24 protein-coding genes are annotated in these 26,028 nt (G+C 70.6%); 15 read left to right on the top strand and 9 right to left on the bottom strand.

Annotated features, from left to right (window positions below; translation table 11 throughout):
- Positions 1-20: 20 nt before the first annotated feature.
- From NQV15_RS13950 to NQV15_RS13925, 6 genes are all read left to right on the top strand, one after another.
- Positions 21-893 carry a DMT family transporter gene (locus NQV15_RS13950; RefSeq protein WP_232401441.1) on the top strand — a complete coding sequence of 291 codons (873 nt, stop codon included), beginning with the start codon at positions 21-23 and terminating at the stop codon, positions 891-893.
- 103 nt (positions 894-996) lie between these two features.
- Positions 997-2,190, top strand: a complete 1,194-nt coding sequence (locus NQV15_RS13945; protein WP_232401443.1) for an acyl-CoA dehydrogenase family protein — start codon at positions 997-999, stop codon at positions 2,188-2,190.
- A gap of 141 nt (positions 2,191-2,331) precedes the next feature.
- A complete protein-coding gene (locus NQV15_RS13940) occupies positions 2,332-4,410 on the top strand; it encodes an Ig-like domain-containing protein (protein WP_232401445.1) in 2,079 nt (692 codons plus the stop codon).
- Between the two features lie 85 nt (positions 4,411-4,495).
- Positions 4,496-4,993 (top strand): general stress protein, encoded by a 498-nt coding sequence (locus NQV15_RS13935; RefSeq protein WP_257125055.1) that lies wholly within the window; start codon positions 4,496-4,498, stop codon positions 4,991-4,993.
- An 18-nt stretch (positions 4,994-5,011) separates the two neighbouring features.
- Entirely contained in the window at positions 5,012-6,070 is a 1,059-nt protein-coding gene (locus NQV15_RS13930; RefSeq protein WP_232401449.1) for a MaoC family dehydratase, read from the top strand.
- Positions 6,067-6,657: a histidine phosphatase family protein gene (locus NQV15_RS13925; RefSeq protein ID WP_232401451.1), complete on the top strand. Its 591-nt coding sequence runs from the start codon at positions 6,067-6,069 to the stop codon at positions 6,655-6,657. Before NQV15_RS13930 ends, NQV15_RS13925 begins: the two co-directional genes overlap by 4 nt.
- Before the next feature lie 21 nt (positions 6,658-6,678).
- On the opposite strand, the gene NQV15_RS13920 is transcribed toward NQV15_RS13925, so the two are convergent.
- Entirely contained in the window at positions 6,679-7,707 is a 1,029-nt protein-coding gene (locus NQV15_RS13920; RefSeq protein WP_232401483.1) for a carboxylesterase family protein, read from the bottom strand.
- A 115-nt stretch (positions 7,708-7,822) separates the two neighbouring features.
- On the opposite strand from NQV15_RS13920, the gene NQV15_RS13915 reads away from it, so the two are divergent.
- Complete coding sequence (locus NQV15_RS13915; RefSeq protein ID WP_232401499.1) at positions 7,823-8,647, top strand: PHP domain-containing protein; 825 nt, start codon at positions 7,823-7,825, stop codon at positions 8,645-8,647.
- Positions 8,648-8,734: 87 nt separating this feature from the next.
- Here the strand turns inward: NQV15_RS13915 and NQV15_RS13910 are convergent, their stop codons facing one another.
- The 4 genes from NQV15_RS13910 to NQV15_RS13895 are packed head-to-tail and all read right to left on the bottom strand — an operon-like array spanning position 8,735 to position 11,667.
- Positions 8,735-9,469 (bottom strand): FAD-binding oxidoreductase, encoded by a 735-nt coding sequence (locus NQV15_RS13910; RefSeq protein ID WP_232401508.1) that lies wholly within the window; start codon positions 9,467-9,469, stop codon positions 8,735-8,737.
- Positions 9,466-10,080: a sulfite oxidase-like oxidoreductase gene (locus NQV15_RS13905; protein ID WP_232401510.1), complete on the bottom strand. Its 615-nt coding sequence runs from the start codon at positions 10,078-10,080 to the stop codon at positions 9,466-9,468. The genes NQV15_RS13910 and NQV15_RS13905 overlap by 4 nt, the downstream gene beginning before the upstream one ends.
- The gene (locus tag NQV15_RS13900; RefSeq protein ID WP_232401513.1) at positions 10,080-10,904 is read right to left on the bottom strand and encodes an alpha/beta fold hydrolase; all 825 of its coding nucleotides are present in this window, start codon (positions 10,902-10,904) and stop codon (positions 10,080-10,082) included. The genes NQV15_RS13905 and NQV15_RS13900 overlap by 1 nt, the downstream gene beginning before the upstream one ends.
- A 4-nt stretch (positions 10,905-10,908) precedes the next feature.
- Positions 10,909-11,667, bottom strand: coding sequence for an SDR family NAD(P)-dependent oxidoreductase (locus NQV15_RS13895; RefSeq protein WP_232401521.1), 759 nt, complete (start codon positions 11,665-11,667; stop codon positions 10,909-10,911).
- Between the two features lie 60 nt (positions 11,668-11,727).
- Between NQV15_RS13895 and NQV15_RS13890 the strand changes: the two genes are divergently transcribed.
- Both NQV15_RS13890 and NQV15_RS13885 read left to right on the top strand, forming a co-directional pair.
- On the top strand, positions 11,728-12,492 hold the full coding sequence (locus NQV15_RS13890; RefSeq protein WP_232401522.1) for a ParA family protein: 765 nt from the start codon (positions 11,728-11,730) through the stop codon (positions 12,490-12,492).
- A gap of 59 nt (positions 12,493-12,551) precedes the next feature.
- Entirely contained in the window at positions 12,552-13,208 is a 657-nt protein-coding gene (locus NQV15_RS13885) for a L,D-transpeptidase (protein WP_232401524.1), read from the top strand.
- Positions 13,209-13,284: 76 nt separating this feature from the next.
- Here the strand turns inward: NQV15_RS13885 and NQV15_RS13880 are convergent, their stop codons facing one another.
- Positions 13,285-14,868 carry a DEAD/DEAH box helicase gene (locus NQV15_RS13880; protein WP_439647525.1) on the bottom strand — a complete coding sequence of 528 codons (1,584 nt, stop codon included), beginning with the start codon at positions 14,866-14,868 and terminating at the stop codon, positions 13,285-13,287.
- A gap of 17 nt (positions 14,869-14,885) precedes the next feature.
- Between NQV15_RS13880 and NQV15_RS13875 the strand changes: the two genes are divergently transcribed.
- Positions 14,886-15,584, top strand: a complete 699-nt coding sequence (locus tag NQV15_RS13875) for a ferritin-like fold-containing protein (protein WP_232401526.1) — start codon at positions 14,886-14,888, stop codon at positions 15,582-15,584.
- 111 nt (positions 15,585-15,695) lie between these two features.
- On the opposite strand, the gene NQV15_RS13870 is transcribed toward NQV15_RS13875, so the two are convergent.
- Complete coding sequence (locus tag NQV15_RS13870; RefSeq protein WP_306459345.1) at positions 15,696-15,953, bottom strand: DUF3107 domain-containing protein; 258 nt, start codon at positions 15,951-15,953, stop codon at positions 15,696-15,698.
- On the bottom strand, positions 15,950-16,594 hold the full coding sequence (locus tag NQV15_RS13865) for a TetR/AcrR family transcriptional regulator (RefSeq protein WP_232401527.1): 645 nt from the start codon (positions 16,592-16,594) through the stop codon (positions 15,950-15,952). The genes NQV15_RS13870 and NQV15_RS13865 overlap by 4 nt, the downstream gene beginning before the upstream one ends.
- 122 nt (positions 16,595-16,716) lie before the next feature.
- Here NQV15_RS13865 and moeZ point away from each other — a divergent pair, with 122 nt between their 5' ends.
- The 5 genes from moeZ (at position 16,717) to nudC (ending at position 25,576) form a co-directional block, all read left to right on the top strand.
- Entirely contained in the window at positions 16,717-17,889 is a 1,173-nt protein-coding gene (gene moeZ / locus NQV15_RS13860) for an adenylyltransferase/sulfurtransferase MoeZ (protein WP_232401530.1), read from the top strand.
- An 86-nt stretch (positions 17,890-17,975) separates the two neighbouring features.
- The gene (locus NQV15_RS13855; RefSeq protein WP_232401532.1) at positions 17,976-18,275 is read left to right on the top strand and encodes an MGMT family protein; all 300 of its coding nucleotides are present in this window, start codon (positions 17,976-17,978) and stop codon (positions 18,273-18,275) included.
- Between the two features lie 29 nt (positions 18,276-18,304).
- Positions 18,305-21,532, top strand: a complete 3,228-nt coding sequence (locus NQV15_RS13850; protein WP_232401535.1) for an ATP-dependent helicase — start codon at positions 18,305-18,307, stop codon at positions 21,530-21,532.
- Positions 21,529-24,690 (top strand): ATP-dependent DNA helicase, encoded by a 3,162-nt coding sequence (locus NQV15_RS13845; RefSeq protein ID WP_232401536.1) that lies wholly within the window; start codon positions 21,529-21,531, stop codon positions 24,688-24,690. The genes NQV15_RS13850 and NQV15_RS13845 overlap by 4 nt, the downstream gene beginning before the upstream one ends.
- A 19-nt stretch (positions 24,691-24,709) precedes the next feature.
- The gene (gene nudC / locus NQV15_RS13840) at positions 24,710-25,576 is read left to right on the top strand and encodes an NAD(+) diphosphatase (protein ID WP_232401539.1); all 867 of its coding nucleotides are present in this window, start codon (positions 24,710-24,712) and stop codon (positions 25,574-25,576) included.
- 135 nt (positions 25,577-25,711) lie between these two features.
- Here the strand turns inward: nudC and NQV15_RS13835 are convergent, their stop codons facing one another.
- Positions 25,712-25,966, bottom strand: coding sequence for a mycoredoxin (locus tag NQV15_RS13835; RefSeq protein WP_232401549.1), 255 nt, complete (start codon positions 25,964-25,966; stop codon positions 25,712-25,714).
- Positions 25,967-26,028: the final 62 nt, after the last annotated feature.

Below are 26,028 nucleotides of genomic sequence, written 5' to 3'. Positions count from 1 at the left end.
GGCACGTGCACACTGATCGGGTGAACGCGCTCCTCGCCGTCGTGGCGATCCTCGGCGTCTCGGCGTCCGGCCCGCTGATGGCCGGGGCATCGGCACCAGCCCTGGCGATCGGGTTCTGGCGCAATGCGCTCGGGACGCTGGCCGTCGCGCCCTTCGCAGCCCCCCGGGCCCGGGGTGAGCTCGGGTCGCTCGGCCGCAGCGGCTGGCGGACGACCGTGTTCGCCGGCGTGATGCTGGCCGCCCACTTCGGCACGTGGGTCACCGCCCTGAAGATGACGTCCGTCGCCGCGGCCACCGCGATGGTCAGCATGCAGGTCGTGTTCGTCGTCGTGATCGATCGGCTGCGTGGAGAGGTGGCGCCGCGCGCCGTCGTCGCCGGGATGGGGCTGGCGGTCGTCGGCGTGCTGGTCATCACCGGCGTCGACTTCACGCTGTCCGCCCGTGCGCTGACCGGGGACCTGCTGGCGCTGGTGGGCGGCCTGACCGCCGCGCTGTACCTGATCGCCGGCAGCCAGGTGCGCGAACGCGTCTCGACGGGGTCGTACACGGTCGCCTGCTACGGCATCTGCGCGCTCGTGCTGGCCGGCGCGTGCCTGGTCGGCCAGGTCGAGATGGTCGACTTCTCCGGTCGCACCTGGCTGGCGATCATCGGGGTCACGATCTGCGCCCAGCTGCTGGGGCACTCGGTGCTGAACCACCTGCTGGCGGTCATGAGCCCGGGGCTGATCTCGCTCCTGCTGCTGCTGGAGGTCCCGGGCGCCGCGCTGCTGGCCGGCATCTTCCTCGGCCAGACGCCGCCCGTGGGGGTGTACGCCGGGCTGGCGCTCATCCTGGCCGGCCTCGTGCTGGTCGTCGTACGGCGTCCGCCGCCCGAGGCCGCCCTCGCCGACTGACCCGGTCCTGCTCGGGGTGGCGCGCGTCACCAGGACGAGACGCGGAGGTTACCAATGGGTACAGTCGGCGGGTCATCGTCGCAGCAACGGAGGAGCCTCCCTCATGGGTCGTCTTGTCAGCACCGAAGGTCTCACCGAGGATCAGCAGGAGATCCTGAAGCTGGTCCGCCAGTTCGTCGAGAAGGAGATCATCCCGGTCGCGACCGAGCTCGAGCACAAGGACGAGTACCCGACCGACATCGTCGAGGGGCTCAAGGAGCTGGGCATCTTCGGCCTGATGATCCCCGAGGAGTTCGGCGGACTCGGCGAGTCGCTGCTGACGTACGCGCTGGTCGTGGAGGAGATCGCCCGCGGCTGGATGAGCGTCTCGGGCGTCATCAACACCCACTTCATCGTCGCGTACCTGCTGATGCAGCACGGCACGGACGAGCAGAAGGCCAAGTACCTGCCCAAGATGGCCACCGGCGAGGTGCGCGGCGCCTTCTCCATGAGCGAGCCGAGCCTCGGCTCGGACGTCTCGGCGATCAGCACCAAGGCCACCAAGACCGATGACGGCGGCTACGAGATCACCGGCCAGAAGATGTGGCTGACCAACGGTGGCAGCTCGACGCTGGTCGCCGTCCTGGTCAAGACCGACGAGGGCCAGGACTCGGTCTACAAGAACATGACGACGTTCCTGATCGAGAAGGAAGCCGGCTTCGGCGAGACGGCCCAGGGCATCACGATCCCGGGCAAGATCGACAAGATGGGCTACAAGGGCATCGACACCACCGAGATGATCCTGGAGAAGCACAGGACGACCGCCGACCAGATCCTCGGTGGGGTCCCCGGCAAGGGCTTCTACCAGATGATGGACGGCGTCGAGGTCGGTCGCGTCAACGTCGGCGCCCGCGCCGTCGGCATCGCCAACCGCGCCTTCGAGCTGGGCGTGGCCTACGCGCAGCAGCGCGAGACGTTCGGCAAGCCCATCGCGCAGCACCAGGCGATCTTGTTCCGTATCGCCGAGATGGCCACGAAGGTCGAGACCGCGCACGCGATGGTGGTCAAGGCCGCCCGTCTCAAGGACGCCGGCAAGCGCAACGACGTCGAGGCCGGCATGGCCAAGATGATCGCCTCGGAGTACTGCAACGAGGTCGTCCAGGACTCATTCCGCATCCATGGTGGTTACGGTTACTCCAAGGAGTACGAGATCGAGCGGCTCTACCGTGAGGCAGCCTTCATGCTGATCGGCGAGGGGACGTCCGACATCCAGAAGATGATCATCGGTCGCGCGCTGCTCAAGGAGTACAAGCTCTGAGAAGAGCCCGAGCTCGACCGATGTTGGCAAAACTACATCGGTGTGCTTCCTGGACCCCTACGATGGCGTGGCCCGTCTGAGTGTGACCGGCCTTCCCCCGTCGTTGGCGCGAGCCCTGCTCGCGAGTCTTGAGGTCCTTTCATGATGTTGTCCCGACGCGTCCTCGCGTCCTTCGTCGCGGCGCTCCTGGTCGCCGCCGTTCCGGTCGTCACGGCCCCGGCGGCGACCGCCGTCGCCGATCCCGCGCCCACCTACTACCCGTCCGGCCCACAGAAGAACGTGCCGGTGTCGACGGTCACCGGCGGCGGCTGGAAGCAGTGCTACTCCAGCACCTTCGACACACCGTTCGGGGAGGCGGCCGAGAAGATCCTCGACCCGTGCGACGGCCCCTACATCCTGCTCGCCGGGCGGGCTACCGGCAGCGACACCCTGCTGCTCGCGGCAGCCGCCCCTCGGGCCGAGGCGATCGCCCCGCAGGTCGGCGGAGGCGCTCAGACCCATCTGGTGAACGGGTCGGAGTGGTACTACAAGACGGCGTGGTCGTGGGGCTTCGCCCCGGCCGGCGCGCCGGTGCAGCTGGGCACCTGCGACATGCTGACGGGCGATGAGCGGCTGTGCCTGCACACGCTCGCGGGCCTGGGTGGCTACCGCATCGGAGACATCACTGCCCTGAACTACAGCAGTGACTACGAGGTCGTCGCCTACGAGCCCGTCGTCAAGACGGACCAGACGGTCACGATCACGTCGACGCGTCCCGATCCGGCCGCGATCGGCTCGTCCTACACCGTGACCGCCACAGGTGGCGGCTCCGGTGAGCCGGTGACCTTCTCGCTCGCCCCGGGCAGCGCGGACGTCTGCTCGATCAAGGGCGCGATCGTCACCTTCGACCACGCCGGGGCCTGCACCGTGCTGGCCGACCAGGCCGGCACCGCGCTGTTCAACGCGGCTCCGACGGCGCAGGAGACCATCACGGTCGCCAAGACCGCGCAGACCGTGGCATTCGACTCGACCCCGTCGGCCGCGGTCGTCGGGGCGACCTACACGCCGACCGTCGCCACCAGCGCGGGCGGACAGCCGGTCGCGCTGGGCGTCGAGGGCGCCGCCTGCTCGCTGGCGGCTGGGGTGGTGTCGTTCGACCACGCGGGCCTGTGCACCGTCGTGGCCGATCGCGCCGGCAGCCGCGACCACGCTGCCGCGACCCAGGCACGCCAGGAGATCGTGGTCGGGCAGGCCGCGACCACCACGACCCTCACCGTCGAGCCCGACCGGCTGGTCGCGAAGATCGCCGTCACGGCACCCGGTGCCGGTCTGCCCGCCGGGACGGTCGACTTCATGGTCGGCGGCACGTCGGTGGGAACCGCATCCGTCGCCGCGGGCGAGGCCGTGCTGTCGTACGCGGTCCCGGCCGGGCAGTCCCGCCTGGTGGCCGCGAGCTACTCCGGCGCAGCCGACTTCGCCGGCTCGTCGACCTCGCTGACCCGCAACGACCCGGCCATCACCGCATCGCTCAGCAGCGCGGCACCCCGGGCGGCGTCCGGCTGGTACCGCACTCCCGTCACCGTGACCTTCACCTGCACGCCGAACGGCGCGCCGCTGGTGTCTGCGTGCCCGTCGCCCGTCACGGTCGGCGCCGAGGGCGTCGCGCCGGCGCTCGCGCGCACGGTGTCCTCGACCGACGGCGGCGTGGCGAGCGTGAGCGTCGACGGCATCGCGATCGACCGCTCCACCCCGCGCGTGAAGGTCAGCAAGGTCAAGGCCGGGCGCAGCTACGCGGGCCAGGCACCCGCCGCGCGGTGCTCCGCATCGGACTCCCTGTCGGGCGTCCAGTCCTGCAAGGTGTCCCGGCGGACCACAGGGGACCGCACGACGGTCACCGCCATCGCCAAGGACCGGGCTGGCAACACCGCCCGCACCTCGGTCAGCTACACGACGCGGCGGGTGTACATCGACGGTGCGCGGTTCTCGAACGGGGTGTACACGGTCACGGCGGGACGGTCCTACCGTCTGGTCGTGGCGGGCCGCTCGGCGCGCCCGGTCTACTACGACGCCGAGGTCTCCCCGCGCAAGCCGTTCAAGCGTGACCACGCCTTCAAGAAGGCCGGCAAGAACCGCTGGGCTCTGTCGGTGACTATGCAGAACGGCATGCAGCGCCAGAGGCAGTGGAACCTCGGCGTCAAGATCGGGTCGACCATGAAGGTCCTGAAGGTCCGCGTGAAGTAGCACGCACCCGCCGAAGCGCGAGGCCCCGGACGAGTCCGGGGCCTCGCGCCGTCCCACGGCGTCCCGAGGCGTCTACGCTGGGGCCATGCCCCCCGCCCAGAACGGAATCTTCGAGCTCGAGTACCCGCAGTCGTTGGGTGTCTATGACCAGTACGCAGACGCCCAGAAGACGGTCGACTTCTTGTCCGACCATGATTTCCCGGTCCAGAACGTGCTGATCGTCGGCACCGAGCTCAAACAGGTCGAGCGGGTCACCGGTCGCCTGACGTGGGCCAAGGTGCTGTCGGCCGGCGCGGCGTCCGGCGCCTGGCTGGGCTTGCTGATCGGCGCGATCCTGAGCATCTTCGCCGAGCCCGGCTCGGTCATCGGTACGATCCTGGGCGGTATCGCCTTCGGCATCGTGTTTGGCCTGATCTCCGGCGCGTTCGGCTATGCCGCGACCCGCGGGCAGCGTGACTTCAGCTCGGTCCAGAAGGTCGTCGCGACCAAGTACGAGGTGCTCGTCGAGCACAAGTTCCTGGCCGACGGCACGGCCCTGCTGGCCGAGATGCCCGGCAACCCCGCCCAGAATCCCTTCGCCTGAGACATCCAGAGGAACCGCATGACCAAGACCAATCCCGGCCACTTCTTCGAGGACTTCAAGGTCGGGCAGGTGCTCGAGCACGCCACGCCGCGCACCGTCACCGAGGGTGATCGGGCTCTGTACGGTGCGCTGTACCCGACCCGGTTCGCGATTCCGTCGTCGGCGCAGTTCGCGGCATCGGTGGGTCTGGATCCCGCGCCGGTCGAGGACCTGATCGCCTTCCACATCGCCTTCGGCAAGACCGTCCCGGACGTGTCGCTGAACGCGGTGGCCAATCTCGGCTACGCCGAGTGCCGGTTCCACCGTCCCGTCGTCCCGGGGGACACCCTGAGCACGGCGTCGGAGGTCATCGGCCTCAAGGAGAACTCCAATGGCCGCACCGGGGTCGTGTACGTGCGATCGACCGCCACGAACCAGCGCGGTGAGATCGCCCTGGACTGGGCCCGGTGGGTCATGGTCCACAAGCGGGACGCCGCGGCACCCGCGCCGGAGACGGTCGTGCCCGAGCTGGCCGCCGTGGTCGCTCCGGAGGAGCTGGTGCTGCCGGAGGGGCTGGACTTCACGACGTACGACTTCGCCGCGGCCGGCGAGCCGCACCGCTGGGACGACTACGAGGTCGGCGAGAAGATCGATCACGTCGACGGCGTCACGCTGACCGACGCCGAGCACATGCTGGCCACGCGGCTGTGGCAGAACACCGCCAAGGTGCACTTCAACACCGAGGCTCGCCCCGACGGCACGCGCCTGATCTACGGCGGCCACATCATCTCGATGGCGCGGGCGCTGTCGTTCAACGGCCTGGCCAATGCGCAGCTCATCGCGGCGATCAACGCCGGCGCGCACACCGCGCCTGCCTTCGCCGGCGACACGGTGTACGCGTGGTCGGAGGTGCTCGACAAGGCCGAGACGGCCGCCCCCGGTGTCGGCGCGCTGCGCCTGCGGCTCGTGGCGACCAAGGGGCGCGACGAGTCGATGACGCTGCGTGACGGCGACCCCTCGACAGGCTCAGGAGGGACCGGCAAGTACGCGCCGGGCGTCCTGCTCGATCTCGACTACTGGGCGCTCGTGCCGCGATGACCATGCCCTCGCACGAGCTGCACGAGCTGTGGCTCGTGCGCCACGGCGAGACCGCCTGGAGCATGAACGGCCAGCACACGTCGGTCACCGACCTCGAGCTCACCGCGAACGGCGAGGCGGTGGCCGAGGGCCTGGCCGCCCCGCTGTCGCGGGTCGACTTCGCCCAGGTGCTCACGAGCCCCCGGAAGCGAGCCAGGCGTACTGCCGAGCTGGCCGGTTTCGCCTCGGCCGAGCCCGACGAGGACCTGGCCGAGTGGGCCTACGGCGACTACGAGGGCATGACCACGCCGGAGATCCAGGAGAGCGTGCCCCGCTGGTCGGTCTGGACGCACGACAGCCCCGGTGGTGAGTCCGCGGCCGAGGTCGCCGCGCGCCTCGACCGGGTCGTGCAGCGGGCGCGCGCGGTCGACGGCCGCACATTGGTGTTCGCCCACGGGCACTCCTTGCGCGTCCTGGCGGCCCGGTGGCTCGGCCTCGAGGTCGCCGGCGGACGGATGTTCGACCTGGACACCGCCACGATCTCGGTGCTCGGCGACGACCGCGGCACCCCGGTCGTCCGACGGTGGAACGTCTCGGCCCAGCAGTAGGCGCAGCCGGGTTCGGCGCCGTCAGTCGTTGACCTGCGCGAACAGCCAGTCGCGCACCGCGGGGATCTTGTAGGCCGGCTCGAAGGACGCCATGTGCTCGGCGGCCCCTGCGTCCTGGCCGGTGCCGCCGGCGTCCTGTCCGGCGGCGCTGAGCACCGTGCCGGTCTTGAAGGTCGCGAAGTGTGCGTTGTACCCGTCGTCCAACAGCTTCTGCGCCGCGGCGTCGAGCCTGCTCTCGGACCAGGTCGCGTCGAAGGTGGCGGTGCCGTAGGGGACCTTGGCCTCGTCCAGCAGCTCCTGCAGGTCCTTCTGGCCGCCCGTGGACCGCGAGTCGCCGCCCGCAGCGATGTAGAAGAACTTCTGCTCGGTCAGGCCGCCCAGCTGCTCCTTGTCCCACTGACCCGAGACCAGGAGCTCGGCGGCGAACAGGTCGGGATGCTCGGCGGCCAGGTACAGGATCGCCATGGCGCCCATCGACTGCCCGGTGCCGTAGATCGCGTTGTCGTTCACCTCGTACCTGTCCTCGAGATCGTCGATGAGTCGCGCGGTCAGCTCCACGTACTCCGACGTCGTGTACGACTCCTGGTCGTCGATGATGACGCTGGGGTACTCCGGGACGACCACGATGCTCTTCTGCCGCTGCTGGTCCCGATCGCTGGCCCACACCAGTGCCCCGTACTGCGACAGCGGTGCCTTGACGTCCTGACCCACCAAGCTGGAGTCGGCGATGAACAGCACCAGCGGGTACTCGTTGGACGAGTCGTACCCATCGGGCAGGAAGATGTTGTACGGCAGCGACGAGCCGGTCTTGGAGTCCTCGTAGACCTGCTGCTTGAACTTGCTCCTGACCTGTGCGGCCAGCTCGGCCGCGTCCTCGCTGGTCCGTGAGCCCTGTTCTGCGGTGGGGCCGTCGGACGTCGGGGTCGGCGTCGACGAGGTGCGGGTGTCGCCGTCGCTGTCACTGGACGAGTCGCAGGCCGCCAGACCCAGCACCGTGAAGGTGCAGATGGTCACGACGGCCACCAGACGCGAGGACCGGGTGCGTGTCATGTCAGATGCCTACCTGCCGGGTCGGGGAACTGGGGGCTGCCCAGCGCTCGACTCTGCCGTGCGGCGCGTCCCCGGGGCAGGGGACGAAGTCCTGCGCGGCCGATAGCCTGACGTCGTGCGCATCGATCTCCACACCCACTCGAATCGTTCGGACGGCACCGACACCCCCACGGAGCTGGTGGAGAAGGCCAAGATCGCGGGGCTGGACGTCGTGGCGATCACCGATCACGACTCGACCGCCGGCTGGGACGAGGCGCAGCAGGCTGCCGACCGGGTCGGCATCACCCTGGTGCGTGGCATCGAGATCTCCACGATGCGCGAGGGGACCAGCGTCCACCTGCTCGGGTACGGCTTCGACCCGACCGATCCGGCGCTGCTCGCAGAGCTGCAGCGCGTCCTCGACGGCCGGGACGACCGCCTGCCCGGCCTGGTCCGCAAGCTCGCCGAGCACGGCATGCCGCTGACCGTCGACGACGTCACAGCCCAGTCGGGCAGCGCCGCGGCATCGGGCCGTCCGCACGTCGCCGACGCGATGGTCGCGGCCGGCTACGTCGCCGACCGGGACGAGGCGTTCCGTGACTGGCTCTACGACAACGGGCCGGTCTACATCGAGCGGTACGGCACACCGCTGGCCGATGCCATCGGGCTGGTCAGGGACGCGGGCGGCGTCACGGTGCTGGCCCACCCCTGGGCCCGCAAGGGGCGGCGGGTGCTGAGCCCCGACGTCATCGCCGATCTCGCGCGGCAGGGGCTCGGCGGCATCGAGGTCGACCACGTCAACCACTCCGAGGAGGTGCGAGCCGAGCTGCGCGCGATCGCCGCCGACCTGGGCCTCGCCGTGACCGGCTCGAGCGACTACCACGGCACTGGCAAGGGCCCGGAGTTCCACCTGGGCGCCCGCACGACAGCGCCCGAGGAGTTCGAGCGGCTGTTCGGCTAGCTGTGATGTCCAGGCAGGTTGTTCAGCCGGCTGATGGGTGTGCCATTGATTGCGGAGTGGATCCTGTGATTCCAGGTAACCGTCCAGCTAGCCGGTCGGCCCGAACTGCTCGACGCGCACGGTGTCGCTGCGGACACCGGCCTCGCCGAGGCTGCGTCCCACGAAGCTGACGAAGCCCACCGAGCCGCAGACGTAGGCCCGCTCGACACCTTCGGCCAGCGGCACGAGCTCATCGGGGTAGATGTGTGCCGCGACCCGCTCCGAACCGTCCGGCAGGGGCTGGTTCTCCCGCGTCAGCGCGATGAAGGCGCCGAACTCCTCGAGCTCCTCGACGTACGGCAGCTTCTGCCGGGTCTGGGCCGAGGCGACGACCCGCAGCAGGTGCTCGGTGCCGGTGCGCCGGGCGTACCGCATCATCGAGACGAACGGGACGACTCCCGAGCCGCCCGCGACGCACAGCGACGGCGTCGTGCCGCCCCACACGAACCAGCGCCCGATCGGACCGCGGACCTCCAGCTCGTCGCCGACCTCGACGACATCGTGCAGGAAGCCGGACACCTCGCCGCGCGGAAGGCACTCCACCATCAGCTCGACCAGCGGATCGGCCGGATCCGATGCGATGGAGTACGAGCGCTGCGCGGTGTACCCGTCGGGCGCGCGCAGGCGCACGACGTAGTGCTGTCCGGGGACGTGGTCGTGGCGGTCGGCGACCTCCAGGCGCAGCTTGACGAAGTTCTCGCCGAGGTGCTCGACCTCCCGGACAGTGCCCGTCGTCCAGCTGCTGGCGACAGCGCTGGTGGTCTCCTGCGTCAGGTCGCTCACGCGTCACCCTGGTAGCGCTGCTCGAGCCACGGGTCGCCGCGGTCGTGGTAGCCGTTGCGCTCCCAGAAGCCCGGCTCGTCGTGATCGCGCAGCTCCAGGCGCGTGATCCACTTCGCCGACTTCCAGAAGTACAGGTGCGGGACCAGCAGCCGCACCGGTCCGCCGTGCTCGGGGGGCAGCGGCTTGCCGTCGAAGTCCCACACGATCCACGCCTTGCCGCCGGTAACGTCGGCCAAGGGCAAATTGGTCGTGTAGCCGGTGGTCGACGTGGCGAAGACGTGCGTCGCCTCGGGCTTGACGCCGGCGACGTCCAGCAGGGCATCGACGCTGACCCCGCTGAACGTCGTGTCGAACTTCGACCAGGTCGTGACGCAGTGGATGTCGCCGAAGTAGCTGGACGGCGGGAGGGCGTGGATGCCGCGCCAGTCCCAGGTCGTGGGCGTGTCGACCAGGCCGTCGACGGCCATGGTCCACTCGTCGACGTCGATCGTCGGGGTCAGCTCGGCGGTGAGGGTCGGCCAGCTCTCGCCGGTGTCGTACTGGCCGGGCGGCAGCCGGTCGTTGCCGCCGCGACGTGGACGTCCGGTGAATCCGCGGGTGAAGTGTGCCATCAGTGCGCCTCCAGGAACGGTAGCCAGGCCTGCATGAGTGCTTCGGGGTTCTCGACCGCGGGGGAGTGGGCCGAGTCGGGGACGACCGCGATCTCGGTGCCGAGGCGCTTCGCCATCATCTCCTGGACGTCGTGTGGCCACGCGTCGTCGTCGGTGCCACGGCCGACCCACGTGGGGACGCCGGTGGCGCGGACCGCGTCGACGACATCGGGCGCGTCGATCAGCAGCTGGGTCATCGCGCGCAGCGACCGTGGATCGTTGGCCGTGAACCGCTTGGCCAGGAACGCGGTGATCTGCGCGGGACGCTTGATGCCCTGCTCGCGCAGCTGGTGGATCTGCAGCAGCGGGACCTTGCCGATCGCGTCGACGACCCGCCGCAGCGGACGCGTGGGGGAGTCGCCGAGCGCCCCGGGACCGGAGCACAGCAGGCTCAGGCTCCGCACCTGTGGAGGGTCGATGAGGGCGGCCTGCTGGGCGACGAGCCCGCCGAACGAGTGCCCCAGCAGGTGCGTGCGGGAGCTGTCCATCTGCGCCAGCCGCAAGGCGCCCCGGGCATAGCTCTCCAGGGTGTAGTCGTCGCCCGGATCGCTCTCGTACTGGCCGGCCTGGTCGTAAGCCGTCGCGTCGTACCCGGCCGCCGCGAGCAGCGGCAGCAGGGGCAGGAAGTCCTCCTTGCTGCCGGTCCAGCCGGGGATCAGCAGCACCTTGCCCTTGCTCGGCCCGATCGCCTTGGCCGACAACATCGCGACGTCGCCGTGCAGACCCCCGAGCTCGAACGACTTGGTGACGCCGGGAGGCAGCTGCAGGGTCCGGGGGACGCTCATCGGTTCACCGTCCTCGCTTGGCGGCCCGGGTCACGACGCCCGCGGGCAGGTGGCGGGCCAGGAACGCGAGGAACTTGTAGCGCAGCGAGGGGATCGAGACGGCGCGGTCGTGGGCGAGATCGGTCAGGGACGCCTTGACGACCTGCTCGGGCTTGAGCCACATCCAGCGGGGCACGTCCGAGACGTCCATGTCGCCGCGCTGGTGGAACTCGGTGCGCACGAACCCGGGGCACAGCGCCTGCACGGAGATGTTGACGTCGTCGTAGTGGACGTCCGCCCACCGCGACAGGTTCAGCAGCCACGCCTTGTGCGCGGAGTACACACCGCGCGGGGTGAAGGCCGCAACACTGGAGACATTGATGATCTGGCCTCCGCCACGTCCGGCCATGGTCTTGATCGCAGCGTCCATCAGGTGCATCGGGGCGCGCACGAGCAGATTGAGCTGGCTGTCCTCGTCGGCGATGTCGGTCGTCCCGAACCAGCCGGCCAGCGAGGCCCCCGCGTTGTTGACCAGCAGGTCCACCGGCTGGGCGCTGTCGGTCAGCGCGTTGGCGGCCGTCTGCATGCCCTCGAGGGTGGACAGATCTGCGGTGACGACGCCGACGTCCACCCGGTACTTGGTGCGGATCTCGGCGGCCACGGACTCGAGCCGATCGGTCGTCCGGGCCACGATGACCAGGTTGTGACCACGCTTGGCCAGCTCGACGGCGAAGGCGTGGCCGATGCCCGAGGTTGCTCCTGTGACCAGGGCGCGACGTGTCATGCACCAAGCATGCCAAACCCCCGCGCTGACGGGGTCCCCACAGGTGTCATCAATGACACAATGGCGATCGTGACGACGACGATCGCGGTGACGAACCAAAAGGGTGGGGTCGGCAAGACGACCACGGTGGTGTCCCTCGGGGCAGCGCTGGTCGAGGCCGGGCAGCGGGTCCTGCTGGTCGACGTCGACCCCCAGGGCAGCCTGACGTTCTCGCTGGGCATCGACCCCGAGGACCTGGACGTCACGGTCGGCCAGGTGCTGCTGGGCACCAAGCAGGCCGATGACGCGATCGTCATCACCGATGACGGGATGCACCTGCTGCCGGCCAACATCACGCTGACCCAGGCCGAGGAGAGCCTCGTCGGCCGCACCGGCCGCGAGCAGCGCCTGCGGGTCGCGCTGGACAAGATCGCCGACGACTACGACTGGATCCTGATCGACTGCCCGCCCACGCTGGGAGTGCTGACCGTCGGTGCACTGTCCGCCGCCCAGCGGGTGCTGATCCCGCTGCAGGCCGAGACGCTGTCGCACCGCGGTGTCGGCCAGCTGCTCGACACGATCCATGACGTCCGCCAGTTCATCAATCCCAAGCTGGAGATCTGGGGGGTGCTGCCCACGATGTTCGACGGTCGCACCAAGCACGCCCAGAACGTCCTGCAGGCCATCGGCGACACGTACGGGCTGCCCGTCGTCACACCGCCGATCCCCAAGACGATCCGGTTCGCCGAGGCGCCCGCGTTCGGCCGCTCCGTCCTCTCGACGGCGTCCAGCCACAAGGGCGCCGATGCCTACCGGCAGGTCGCCGCAGGCCTGCTGGCGCCCTGAGCCTCTGCGCCGGTGCCCGGCCGAGGCGAGCGATCCTGTCCCCGCCGTAGAATGAGGACGTGTCCAAGCACCGCGCCGAGCATCGCACCACCCGCAGCCGCGGGGGCGTGAACCGCGTCGCACTCGCGCTCGGCGTCACGATCGTGGCCGGTGCCACCGCCGTGGCCGTGGTGCCGCAGCTGATGTCCGGGGCCGCGACGGCCGGTACGCCGGCGACGTCCACGGTGGCGACGGTGCTCGCTGAGGCGTCCCCGTCGTGGGTCCAGCCGCCGGTCGTCCAGGCTCCTCCGCCCGTGCCGCAACCCGATCCAGCCGTGCCGGCCGGATCGGGGACAGGGCGGCGAATCGTGTTCGACCAGAGCGACCAGCGGGTCTGGCTCGTGCGCTCCGACGGCACGGCCGAGCGCACCTATGCGGTGTCGGGCAGCCGCTTCGACAACCTCGAGCCGGGCTCGTACACCGTCCAGTCGAAGACGCGCCACGCCACGGCGTTCGACGCCAGCGGGACGATGGAGTACTTCGTCCGCTTCGCGACAGGATTCAGCGAGCCGATCGGCTTCCACTCCGTGCCGCGCGACAACTCCGGCAAGCTCGAGCAGACCCGGGCCCAGCTCGGCACGCCGCTGTCGGCGGGCTGCGTGCGCCAGTGGAAGCCCGACGCGATCGCCCTGTGGGACTTCGCCCCCGTCGGCACCCGGGTCGTCGTCACTCCCTGACCCGGGCCGGGGACAAAGAAATCTGGGTCCGTCCGCAGTGGTGCGGACAGACCCAGATTCTCTTGTTCCTGACGGGCTATTCGGCGCTGCCGGCCCGCTGGCTGCCGCGGGTGCGGCTCCGCGTGCGCTTGCGGAGGCGGGGCGCGTCCTCGCCGGTGGGCAGGGGCGCCGGGGCGTCCTCGGTCACCGCGGGCTTGCCGCCGCCCGATGACTTCTGCCGTCCGCCGCGATCCTCGGAGCGTCCGCCGTTGCGGTCGCCACCGCGGGAGCCACCCTTGCGTCCGCCGCCCTCGCCACGTCCGCCGCCTTCGCCACGTCCGCCACCGCTGCGCGAACGACCACCGCGGTCGTCGTCCTTCTTGGGCTCGCGGGGGGCTGCCGGCTTCAGGCGTCCCTTGACGTTCGGGTCGATGCCCAGGTCGTGGAACAGGTGCTCGGACGTCGAGTAGGTCTCCTGCGGCTCGTCGAACGGCAGGCCGAGGGCCTTGTTGATGAGCTTCCAGCGGGTGATGTCGGCCCAGTCGACGAAGGTCACGGCGATGCCGGAGGCGCCGGCACGGCCGGTGCGACCGATGCGGTGGACGTACGTCTTGTCGTCCTCGGGGCAGTTGTAGTTGATGACGTGCGTGATGCCGGCGACGTCGATGCCGCGGGCGGCGACGTCGGTGGCGACCAGGATGTCGATCTTGCCCTCGCGGAAGCGGGTCAACGCCTTCTCGCGGGCCGGCTGGGCCATGTCGCCGTGCAGCGGCGACGCGGGGAAGCCGCGGTCGATCAGCTCGTCGGCGACCCGCTGCGCGGTGCGCTTGGTGCGGGTGAAGATGATGACGCGGCCCACGTCCTCGGCCTGCAGGATGCGGCCGACGATCTCGGGCTTGTCCATGTCGTGCGCCTGCCAGACGAACTGCGCCGTCGCGGGCACCATCTGGCTGTCGTCGTCACCGGACTCCGCACGGATGTTCATCGGGTGGCGCATGTGCTTGCGCGCCAGGCCGACGATCGCGCCGGGCATGGTCGCCGAGAACAGCATCGTCTGGCGCGACTCGGGCGTCTTGGCCAGCAGCGACTCGACATCGGGCAGGAAGCCCAGGTCGAGCATCTCGTCGGCCTCGTCCAGCACCAGCGTGCGGATGTGCGACAGGTCGAGCGCGCCGCGGTTGGCCAGGTCGAGCAGACGACCGGGGGTTCCGACGACGATGTCGACGCCGGCGGTGAGGGCGTCGAGCTGCGACTCGTAGGGAACACCGCCGTAGATCGTCAGGTTGCGGGTGCCGCGGCCCTTGGAGGCCACGGCGACATCGCTGGCGACCTGGATCGCGAGCTCGCGCGTGGGCGCCACGATGAGGGCCTGCGGCTTGCCGGCGAGCTCCTCGTCGTAATCGGCGTCGGCAGGCAGCGAGATGCGCTGGATGACCGGGATGGCGAATGCCAGCGTCTTGCCCGTGCCGGTGCGTGCCTGGCCGATGAGGTCGGTGCCCTGGAGTGCGACGCCGAGCGTCATCTCCTGGATCGGGAAAGCTTCTTCGATGCCGACGGCGATCAGCGCGTCGGCGATCTCGGGCGTGACGCCCAGATCTTTGAACGTAGTCAGGGTCTTCTCGAATTCTTCAGATTCGTGGGATTTCTGCTTCCAGTCTACCGGCTGACGGGCCGTCGCCACGCGCTACGCTGCCAAGCATGGTCCTCAATGACGTCCCGCCCCCGTCGACGGTCGACGATCCGGTGTACCGCACCGGCGTGCTGGAGCTGCTCGGCCTGCTTGCCTACGGCGAGATCAGCGCGTGCGAACGGCTGGCCGAGGACGCCAAGATGGCCCCCGATCTGCGCCTCAAGGTCGAGATCGCCGCGATGGCGTCGGCCGAGTTCGGCCACTTCGCGAAGCTGCGCGACCACCTGGTCGCCATCGGTGAGGACCCGTTCGAGGCCATGCGGCCGTTCGCCGCCACGTTCGAGCGTTACCACCAGCACACCAAGCCGTCGGACTGGCTGGAGGGGCTGGTCAAGGCCTATGTGGGGGACGGCCTGGCGGCGGACTTCTACCGCGAGATCGCCGCCTACCTGGACGCCGAGACCCGCGAGCTGGTGCTGGAGACGTTGAGCGGCACGGGGCACTCGGAGTTCGTCGTCGAGGCGATCCGCGCGGCGATCGAGCAGGACCCCCGTCTCGGCGGCCGCCTCGCGCTGTGGGGGCGCCGGCTCATGGGTGAGGCGCTCAGCCAGGCGCAGATGGTCGTGGCCGAGCGTGATGCGCTCAGCACCGTGCTCGTCGGCGGCGTCGACCACCCGGGCATGGACCTGGCCGCGATCGGCCGGATGTTCACCCGCCTCACCGAGGCCCACGCGGCCCGCATGGAAAAGCTCGGCCTCGCCGCCTAGGCCCCTTGAGCTTGTCGAAAGGCCCCTTGAGCAAGCAAACGCCCCTTGAGCGAGCAAACGCCCCTTGAGCTTGTCGAAAGGGCCTTTCGACAAGCCCAAGGGGCGAAGGGCTCAGCTGTTGGCGGTGACCGCTTCGCTGGCGGCCAGCCCGAAGCCGACCTTGCGGCCGGCGTCCGAGGTGAAGTCCAGGTAGGCGACCTTCTCGGCGGGGACCGCCACGGTGCGTCCCTTGGTGTCGGTCAGGGTGAAGACGGTGCCGTTCTTCAGCGCGTCGTCGAGCTGCGCCAGCACGGCGGCCGGCTCCTGCTCGGTCGACACGGACAGCTCACGAGGCGCGTACTGCACGCCGATCTTGACCTCCACGGTCACTCAACTCCTTGGATGTTGTCATCTTCGTTGCGGGGAAATCCGCCGATACCTCGCCAGGCGAGGCCGGCGACGAGCTGGACTGCTTCGCTGCGGGTCAGGCTCGAGTCCTGCGAGAGCCAGTTGCGCGCTCCCACGTGACCCATGCCGACCAGGCTCACGGCGAGCAGGTGGGATGCGGCCAGCGGCAGGCCGGTGTCCTCGCGGATCACCTCGGCGACGAGGGCTGCCGATTCCTCGACGACCCGGTCGACCTGCTCGCGCACGGACGGGTCGCTGGTCAGGTCGGACTCGAACACCAGGCGGAACGCGGCGCCCTGGTCGGCGACGTAGTCGTACCAGAGCTCCATCGTGGCCTGGACGCGCTTGCGGTTGTCCTGCGTCGAGGCCAGAGCCGTCCGGACGCCTTCGATGACGGTGTCGCAGGAGGTCTCCAGCAGCGCCAGGTACAGGTCGAGCTTGCCCGGGAAGTGCTGGTAGAGGACCGGCTTGGAGACCCCGGCACGCTCGGCGATCTCGTCCATCGACGCGGAGTGGTATCCCTGCTCGACGAACACCTCGAGGGCAACCTCGAGCAGCTGGGCCCGGCGCGCGGTGCGCGGCAGACGGCTGGTGCGCGGACGCATCGGAATGGCTTCGGTCACGTCCTCACCCTAGCGGCTGGCCCATGATGCGGACGGGCGGCGGCGGTTGTGCGGGGACCGGGAACAATGGGGACCGTACGCGGCGTTATGCCGTGCACTACGCACGTACCAGAGGAGAACCCGTGGTCGCCCCACTCGTGGAACCCGCAGACGAGCTCACGATCGACGAGGTGCGCCGTTACAGCCGCCACCTCATCATTCCCGACGTCGGGATGACCGGTCAGAAGCGTCTCAAGAACGCCAAGGTCCTGGTCATCGGTGCCGGCGGACTGGGCAGCCCCGCGCTGCTGTACCTGGCCGCGGCCGGTGTCGGCACGCTGGGCATCATCGACGACGACGTCGTGGACGAGTCCAACCTGCAGCGCCAGATCATCCACGGCCAGTCCGACATCGACAAGCCGAAGGCCGAGTCGGCCGCCGCGTCGGTCGCGGAGACCAATCCGTACGTCAACGTGATCGTGCACAACGAGCGTCTCGACACCGACAACGTGCTCGAGATCTTCAGCCAGTACGACCTGATCGTCGACGGCACCGACAACTTCGCGACCCGCTACCTGGTCAACGACGCCGCGGTCATCCTGGGCAAGCCGTACGTCTGGGGCTCGATCTACCGCTTCGAGGGTCAGGTGTCGGTGTTCTGGGCCCAGGAGGGACCGCAGTACCGCGACCTGTACCCCGAGCCGCCGCCGCCGGGCATGGTCCCGTCGTGCGCCGAGGGCGGCGTGCTGGGCGTCCTGTGCGCCTCGATCGGCTCGATCATGGTGACCGAGGCGATCAAGCTCATCACCGGTATCGGTGATCCGCTCATCGGCCGTCTGATGGTCTACGACGCGCTGGAGATGCGGTACTCGACGCTGAAGATCCGTCGTGACCCCAACGGTGTCCTGCCGACCGAGCTGATGAGCGACTACGAGGCGTTCTGCGGAGCGATCAGCGACGAGGCCGCCGATGCGGCAGCCGACTCGACGATCTCGGTGGCGACGCTGGACGGCTGGCTGAAGGAGCGGGGCGACGGGGGCCGTGACTTCGTCCTGGTCGACGTGCGTGAGCCGAACGAGTACGAGATCAACAAGATCCCCGGCTCGGTGCTGATCCCCAAGGGCGAGTTCCTCAACGGCAAGGCGCTCGAGCAGCTGCCCAACGACAAGCAGATCGTCCTGCACTGCAAGTCGGGCGTCCGCTCGGCCGAGGCGCTGGCCGTGCTCAAGGGCGCGGGGTACAAGGACGCCGTCCACGTCGGTGGCGGTGTCGTGGCCTGGGTCAACCAGATCGACCCGAGCCAGCCCACCTACTGACCCACCACCCCGCTGAGTGCGACGTTTCTGCGCCCGTCCCCGCGGCGCCCGCGTCGCAAACGTCGCACTCAGCGGGTAGGGGTGCCATGAACGCTGAGTTCACGGAACGGGTCCTGGACCTGGTCGAGCGGATCCCGCCCGGCCAGGTCCTGTCGTACGGGGCGATCGCCGAGATCCTCGGCGAGGGCGGCCCCCGTCAGGTGGGCCGCGTCATGGCGATGGAGGGCGGCGCGGTCGCCTGGTGGCGGGTCGTCCGTGCCGACGGCAGCCTGACCGCGGCGCACGGCATCGGCGCGCAGGAGCACTACGCCGAGGAGGGCACCCCGATGCGGGCCAGTGGCTCGGCGGTCGACATGCGACAGGCTCTGTGGACGTTCCACGAGTGAGTGTCGGACCCGTCTGATGGGATGGGGTCATGCCTACCGAGTACGTGCTGCAGGCGCCTGCTGCCGCGCCCCCGTACGTCCCGACGCTGGACGACGAGCAGCGTTCCGTCGTGGAGCACCCGGGCGGCCCGCTGCTGGTGCTGGCAGGGCCCGGCGCGGGCAAGACGTCGACACTGGTCGAGGTGGTCGCCGACCGGGTCGCCCGTGGGGTGGCGCCCGAGCAGATCCTGGTCCTGACGTTCAGCCGCAAGGCCGCCGACGAGCTGAAGTCGCGCATCGCGCGCCGGCTCGCGCGCACCACCGCGTCCACGCCGGCCATGACCTTCCACTCCTTCTGCTACGGGTTGGTGCGTGAGGCGCTCGACCCGGAGTCGTACGCCGAGCCGGTGCGGCTGCTGAGCGCCGCCGAGCACGAGGCGATGATCGCCGACCTGATCCGGGACGGCGACGCGCGCCGGTGGCCCGACTTCATGCGCCCGGCGCTGCAGACCCGGGGCCTGGCCGCCGAGATGCAACGACTGATCGCCGCGACCCGCTCGCTGGACATGGACCCGGAGGATCTCGCCCGGGTGTCCGCGGCGTCCGGACGCGACGAGTGGTCGGCCGCGGCGCAGTTCCTGCGCGAGTACGCCGAGGTCTCCTCGCTGGCCAATGTCATCGACCACACCGATCTGGTCTACCAGGCGGTGCAGCTGCTGCGTGATCCCGCGCGCGGTGACGAGGTGCGCTCGCGGTACCGGCTCGTGGTCGTCGACGAGTACCAGGACACCGACCCGCTGCAGGTCGAGCTGCTCCAGCTGCTCGCCGGCCAGGGACGCGATCTGGTGGTGGTCGGCGATCCGTACCAGTCGATCTACGGCTTCCGCGGCTCGGACGTGCGCGGCATCATCGAGTTCCCCGACCGCTTCCGCACCGCCGGCGGGCGGCCCGCGCCGCAGATCACGCTGACCCGCACGAGCCGCTACGGGGCGCGCATCTCGGCGGCCGCCGGCTCGATCATCACCAACCGGGGCGTGCTGGGCGCGGTCGACGGCGGGGCCCATGCGGGGCTGCGCCGCCTCGTGCCGCGCGAGCCCAAGCACGGGACGGTCGAGGTCGAGACGTTCGCGACCCCCGCCGCCGAGGCCGAGCACCTGGCGCTGATGCTGCGGCGGGCCCACCTGGACGACGGTGTCCCGTGGTCGCAGATGGCCGTGCTGGTGCGGACCTCCAGCCAGCTGACGCGTCTGCGCCGCACGCTGGCCGCAGGCGGGGTGCCCGTCGAGGTCGCCGGTGACGAGATGCCCCTGCGCGCCGAGTCCGCCGTCCGGACGCTGCTGGTGGCGCTCGGCGTCGCGGACGACCTGGCGCACGGCCGGCCGTTGACCGTCGACGTCGTCGACACGGTCCTGACCGGGCCGCTCGGACGCCTCGACGCCACGGCACTGCGGCGGCTCGGCCGGGCGCTGCGCACGGCGGACGCCGCGGACGGGGACGCCCCGCGTCCCTCCGCGATGCTGCGGGCCGCCAGCCTGCAGGACCCGGCCCAGCTGCGGCTGCTGTCGGCCCGTCCCGGTTCGCCGCTGGCGGTCGCCGCGCAGGGTGCCCTGCGGGTGTCCGCGCTGCTGCACCACGCGGCCGAGCAGATCACCTCCCACGCCACTCCCGAGGAGGTGCTCTGGACGCTGTGGGACGGCACCGACTGGCCCCGCCGGCTGCGCGAGGCAGCGCTCGGCGACGGTGAGGAGGCGGCTGGCGCCGATCACGACCTCGACGCGGTGTGTGCCCTGTTCGCCCAGGCCGCACGCACCGAGGACCGGCAGCAGCGCCGTTCGGTCGCCGCGTTCGTGCGTGAGCTCGACGCGCAGGCCATTCCGGCCGACTCGCTCGCCCAGGGGCCCGTGGTCGGACGCGCCGTGCAGCTCATGACGGCCCACCGGTCCAAGGGCCTGGAGTGGGATCTGGTCGTGGTCGCCGGCGTCCAGGAGGGCACCTGGCCGTCCGCGCGGGGACGCGGCTCGTTCCTGCGCTCGGACCGCCTCGGCCCCTACGGCGAGACGCTCCCGCCGTCGCCGCGCGAGCTGCTGGCCGAGGAACGCCGGCTGTTCTACGTCGCCTGCACGCGGGCGCGTCGCCGGCTCGTCGTGACGGCGGTCGAGAACGTCCGCGAGGACGCCGAACAGCCGTCGGTGTTCGTCGCCGAGCTGTGGGAGCACCTGCACTCCGGCGCGGAGCGGGTGCCCGCCCGCAGCCCGCGCACCCGGCCGGTCCGGCCGCTGTCGCTGCGTGGATCGATCGCTGCCCTGCGCCGGATGGGGGAGTCCACCGACAGCCCGGCCGTCCGCGACCGGGTGGCGCAGCTGCTGGCGACCCTCGCGGCCCGCGGGTCCGGCCAGACCCGCGCCGCCCATCCGGACCGGTGGTGGGGCCTGGTCGAGGCCACGGCATCGGCCGAGCCGCTGCGCGATCCCGGCGAGCCGTTGGCGATGTCGGGCAGCACCGTCAGCGGCATCACCGAGTGCTCCCTGCAGTGGTTCCTGTCGCACGAGGCCAAGGGATCCAGCGGCACGTCCGCGGCCCAGGGGTTCGGCTCGGTCGTGCACGCGATCGCGGCAGAGGTCGTCGCCGGGCGGCTGCCCGCGGACCTGGAGGTGCTGGACGCCCAGGTCGACGCGGTCTGGGCGCGGCTGGACCACGCCGCCCCGTGGATCGCCGACCGCGAACGCGAGGAGGCGCGGGCCGCCCTGCACCGCTTCGTCACGTGGCACGACGCGCACGGTCGCCGGGCCCTCGCGGCCGAGTACGACTTCGAGGCATCGGCGGTCGTGGACGGGCGGGCCGTCCGCCTCGGTGGGTCGATGGACCGGGTCGAGGTCGACGAGGCCGGCGCCGTGCACGTCGTCGACCTGAAGACCGGCACCGGCAAGGTCAGCGGCAAGGAGGTCGAGCGGCACGCCCAGCTGGGCTTCTACCAGCTGGCGGTCGGGCTGGGCGCCACCGAGGGCATCGCGCCGGGCGCACCTCCCGGCGGCGCCGAGCTCGTGCAGCTGCGCCAGTCCGGGGCCAAGACCCCCGACCAGCCGATCGTGCAGCAGCAGGCGGCGCCGACCCCCGGCGAGCCGTCGTTCGCGGTCGACCAGCTCGCCGGCGCGGTGCGCACGATCGTCGACGAACACTTCGAGGCCAGCCCGTCCGACAAGGTCTGCCGGCGCTGTGAGTTCCGCCGCGTCTGCCCGGCCCAGCCCGATGGCGGCACGATCCTGGACGGAGCCTCATGACACGCCTGGAGACGATGGATGACCTCGACGCGGTGTTCTCGCGCCTGTTCGGGGGCCCGTTCGCGTTCTCGCCGCCGCAGGTCGAGGCCATCACGGCGCCGCTGGACCGCCCGTCGGTCATCATCGCCGGCGCAGGATCGGGCAAGACGACCGTCATGGCGGCGCGCGTCGTGTGGCTCGTCGGCCACCACGGCCTGGAGCCCGACCGCATCCTGGGACTGACGTTCACCAACAAGGCGGCCGCCGAGCTGGGCATGCGGGTGCGGCGGGCACTGGCCGCCCTGCTGGCCGACGCCGACGAGGCGCCCGCCGATCCGCTGACGTCCACGTACCACGCCTTCGCCGGCACCCTCATCACCGAGCACGGTCTGCGCCTGGGTCGCGAGACCGACCTGCGGATCCTGTCGGACGCCTCACGGTTCCAGCGCATGGCGCGCGTCGTCGAGGCGTACGACCAGCCGCTGCGGCACGTGTCGACCCACGTCCCGACCCTGATCAACCAGACGATGGTGCTGGACGGCCAGCTGTCCGATCACCTGGTCGGCACCGACGAGCTGCGCCGGTTCGACACCGAGGTCATCGCCGAGGTGGCCAAGGCCGACAAGGCCTACGCGCTGCACAAGGCCGTCGTGGAGGCCAGCCAGCGCCGCATCGAGCTCAGCCGCTTGGTCGACCTGTACCGCGCAGCCAAGATGCGCGACGGCGTCATGGACTTCTCCGACCAGATGGCCTGGGGCGCCGAGCTGTCCGAGATCGAGGACGTCGGCGCCGAGCTGCGCGGCCGGTACGACGCGGTCCTGCTCGACGAGTACCAGGACACCTCCGTCGCCCAGCGCGATCTGCTGCAGCACCTGTTCGCCTGGGCGCCGGGACGCGATGACGCGCCGAGCCTGACGGCGGTCGGTGACCCGGCGCAGGGCATCTACGGCTGGCGCGGCGCGGCGTCGGGCAACCTGACCGAGTTCCTGACCGACTTCCCGGCCGCCGACGGGGCGCCGGGTGTCCCGTACGCGCTGGTCGAGAGCCGGCGCTGCGCCGTGGGTGTCATCGGCGCCGCCAACGACCTGGCCGCCGACTTCTACGCGACCTCCGAGGTCGTGCAGCCGTTGGCGGCCCACGCCGACAGCCCCGACGGCCACGTGTCGGTCGCCCTGCACGAGACCGTCGCCGACGAGATCGACGATCTCGTCGTGCAGGTCCAGAAGGCCGTCGCCAACGGGGTGCCACGTAGCGAGATCGCCATCCTGGTGCGCATCACCCGCGAGAACGACGCGATCGTCCGAGCCCTGCGCACCGCGGGTGTGCCCTTCGAGGTGGTCGGCCTGTCCGGGCTGCTGTCGCAGCCTGAGGTCCAGGACCTGCTGGCGCTGCTCGGCGTGCTCGACGACGTCACGGACAACCCCGCGATGCTGCGACTCCTCACGGGGCCCCGCTGGCGCATCGGTCAGCGCGACCTGCGGCTGCTGGGCCGCCGGGCGCTGGCACTGAGCGGACGCGTGGCCGGTCACGTGTCCGACGACCACCTGATGGCCCAGCTGGCCCGTGCCGTCGAGGGTGCCGACCCGACCGAGATCGTGTCGCTGGCCGATGCGGTCGAGGATCCGGGCGACCTGTCGTACTCGACCGAGGCACGCGTCCGGTTCAGCTCGCTGAGCCGGATGGTCGCCGGGCTGCGTCGCCACGTCGGCGAACCGCTGCCCGAGCTCGCCCGCCGGGCGATGTACGCGCTCGACCTCGACGTCGAGCTCGAGGCGGTCGGGCATCCCAGCGGTCTGGACAACCTGGCCCTGCTGCACGATGCGATCGCCGCCTACGCCGAGGAGGACCGGTTCGCCTCGCTGTCGGGTCTGCTGGCGTACCTGGCGGCCGAGGAGGAGTTCAACGACGGCATGGAGGTCTCCACGCCGTCCACCGCCGACTCGGTCAAGCTGTTGACGGTCCACAAGGCCAAGGGCCTGGAGTGGCACACCGTGTTCGTGCCCTTCCTGTCCGCGAAGGTCTTTCCCGGTGGCAAGGGCCGCAACCGCTGGTTCTCCAGCCCGTCGGTGCTGCCGGTGCCGCTGCGCGGCGACGCGGCGAACGTCCCCGATCTCGAGGACTACACGGCTGCGGCCGAGAAGGTGTTCGCCGCGGCGAACAAGGCCGACGCCCTGATGGAGGAGCGTCGGCTCGGATACGTCGCCTACACCCGCGCCAAGCACGATCTGCACCTGTCGGGCCACTGGTGGGGGCGCACGCAGGTCGGCGCCCGTGGTCCCTCGTCCTTCTTGCTGGGCACCCGCGACTGGGTCGTCGCCTCCGGCGCTGGCGAGGTCCGCCTGTGGGAGCCGCAGCCCGAGCCCGATGCGGTCAACCCGATGACCGAGCTGCAGGACCGGATGGCATGGCCGGCCGGCCTCCCGCGGCTCGACCGGCGCAGGATGCTGGCCGATCTGGTCGAGGCGCACCTGGACGGGATCGTGCCCGAACGGCCCCAGCCGCTGCCGGAGGACCACGCGGCCCTGCGCGAGCTCGACGTCATCGAGGGGGAGCTGGAGATGCTCATCGCCGAGGCTGAACGGGCCGCCGACCCCGTGCGCAGCGTGAGCCTGCCGCCGACCATCTCGGCGACGGCCGCGCTCGAGCTGGAGTCCGATCCGGCGGCGTTCGCGCGCCACCTGGCCCGGCCCATGCCACGCCGGCCCTCGTCGGCGGCCCGGTTCGGCACCCGCTTCCACGCCTGGGTCGAGGCGCGGTTCGGTCAGCAGACCCTGCTGGACCCGACGGACCTGCCCGGACAGGCCGACCCCCACATCCAGTCAGATGCCGAGCTGCGCGAGCTGACCGAGCTGTTCGACGAGGGGCCGTACGCGGACAAGCCCCCCCAGTGGGCCGAGGTGCCGTTCTCGATCCTGCTGGGCGGCCAGCAGGTCATGGGGCGCATCGACGCGGTCTACGAGACGTCCGACGGATTCGAGGTCGTCGACTGGAAGACCAACCGGTCGGCGAACGCCGATCCCTTGCAGCTGGCCATCTACCGGCTTGCCTGGGCCGAGCTGCGCGGCGTCGATCCGTCCTGCGTGACCGGCGTCTTCTACTACGTGCGCCTGGGCGAGGTGAAGCGGTTCACCGACCTGCCGGACCGGGCCGAGCTCGAGCAGCGGCTCGGGCTGGCCTGACCGCACTACTGTCAAGGGCGTGGACTTCGCCTTCGAACACGCCCAGCACGATCGCGCCGCACATCTTCGCAAGGATGACGCCTGGCGTCGGGGCGGTGGTCCCGACGTCAAGGTGCTGGTGATCGGCGGCGAGCACGTCGCGACCGTCGGCGGGCGCGGCCTTCGCTGGGTCACGCTGGAGGAGGCGCCGCAGGGGGACGCGATCTTCCTCGGCACCCAGGGCGACCAGCGGTACGCCGCCGTCATGGTCGACCGGGTCCCGGCCGAGCTCGACCCGGCCAGCCTGCGGGTGATCGGCCCGACCATCGCGCCCGACGAGGCATCGCTGGCGGTGCACGCCGTCGGCATCGCCCGGTGGCACCAGACGCACACCTTCTGCGCCCGGTGCGGGCACCCGACCGATGTGGCGAAGGCCGGGCACGTCCGCGTGTGCCCGGCCTGCGGCGGCCACCACTTCCCACGCACCGATCCGGCCGTGATCATGCTGATCACCGACGGGGACGATCGTGCGCTGCTGGGTCGCCAGCCGGTGTGGCCCGAGGGACGGTTCTCGACGCTGGCCGGATTCGTCGAACCGGGGGAGGCGCTCGACGACGCAGTGCGCCGTGAGGTCATGGAGGAGGTCGGCATCGAGGTCGGCGAGGTCCGCTACGCGTCGAGCCAGCCGTGGCCGTTCCCGTCCAGCCTGATGCTGGGATTCTTCGGCGAGGCGCTGAGCACCGACATCCACGTCGACCACGACGAGATCGCCGAGGCCCGGTGGTTCAGCCGCGACGAGGTCACCGCGATGACCGCGTCCAGCGATCTGCTGCTCCCGCCGAACGTCTCGATCTCCCGCTGGCTCCTGCAGCAGTGGCACCAGGGCGCCATCCACGGCACCTGGTGACGCGTGGGTTGCGCACGCTGGCGCGTGGGTTGCGCACGCCGACGCGTGGGTTGGCGTCGCGCTAACCCACGCGTCACGGTGCGCAACCCACGCGTCAGCGGATGGGGTGCGGGTGAGGTGAGGTGGGGTGCGGTGTCAGGCCTGGGACGCGAGCTCGAGCTGGGCCTTGATCTGCGCCAGGCTGGGGTTGGTCAGCGCGGTGCCGTCCTCGAAGACCAGCGTCGGGACGGTCTGGTTGCCGTTGTTGGCCTTCTCGACGATCTGCGCAGCCTCGGGCTGCTGCTCGATGTCGACCTCCTCGAAGCTGATGCCCTCGCGCTTCAGCTGTCCCTTGAGTCGGTGGCAGTAGCCACACCAGGGGGTGGAGTACATCGTGAACGTGCCGGCCATTGGGTGTCTCCTTCGACGACTATTCTGGACATCTCAACACACTGTGGCCCATGGCCATTCCA

The organism is Aeromicrobium wangtongii (assembly GCF_024584515.1).
GTDB classification, from domain to species: domain Bacteria; phylum Actinomycetota; class Actinomycetes; order Propionibacteriales; family Nocardioidaceae; genus Aeromicrobium; species Aeromicrobium wangtongii.
This window is presented reverse-complemented; position numbering and strand designations above follow the sequence as displayed.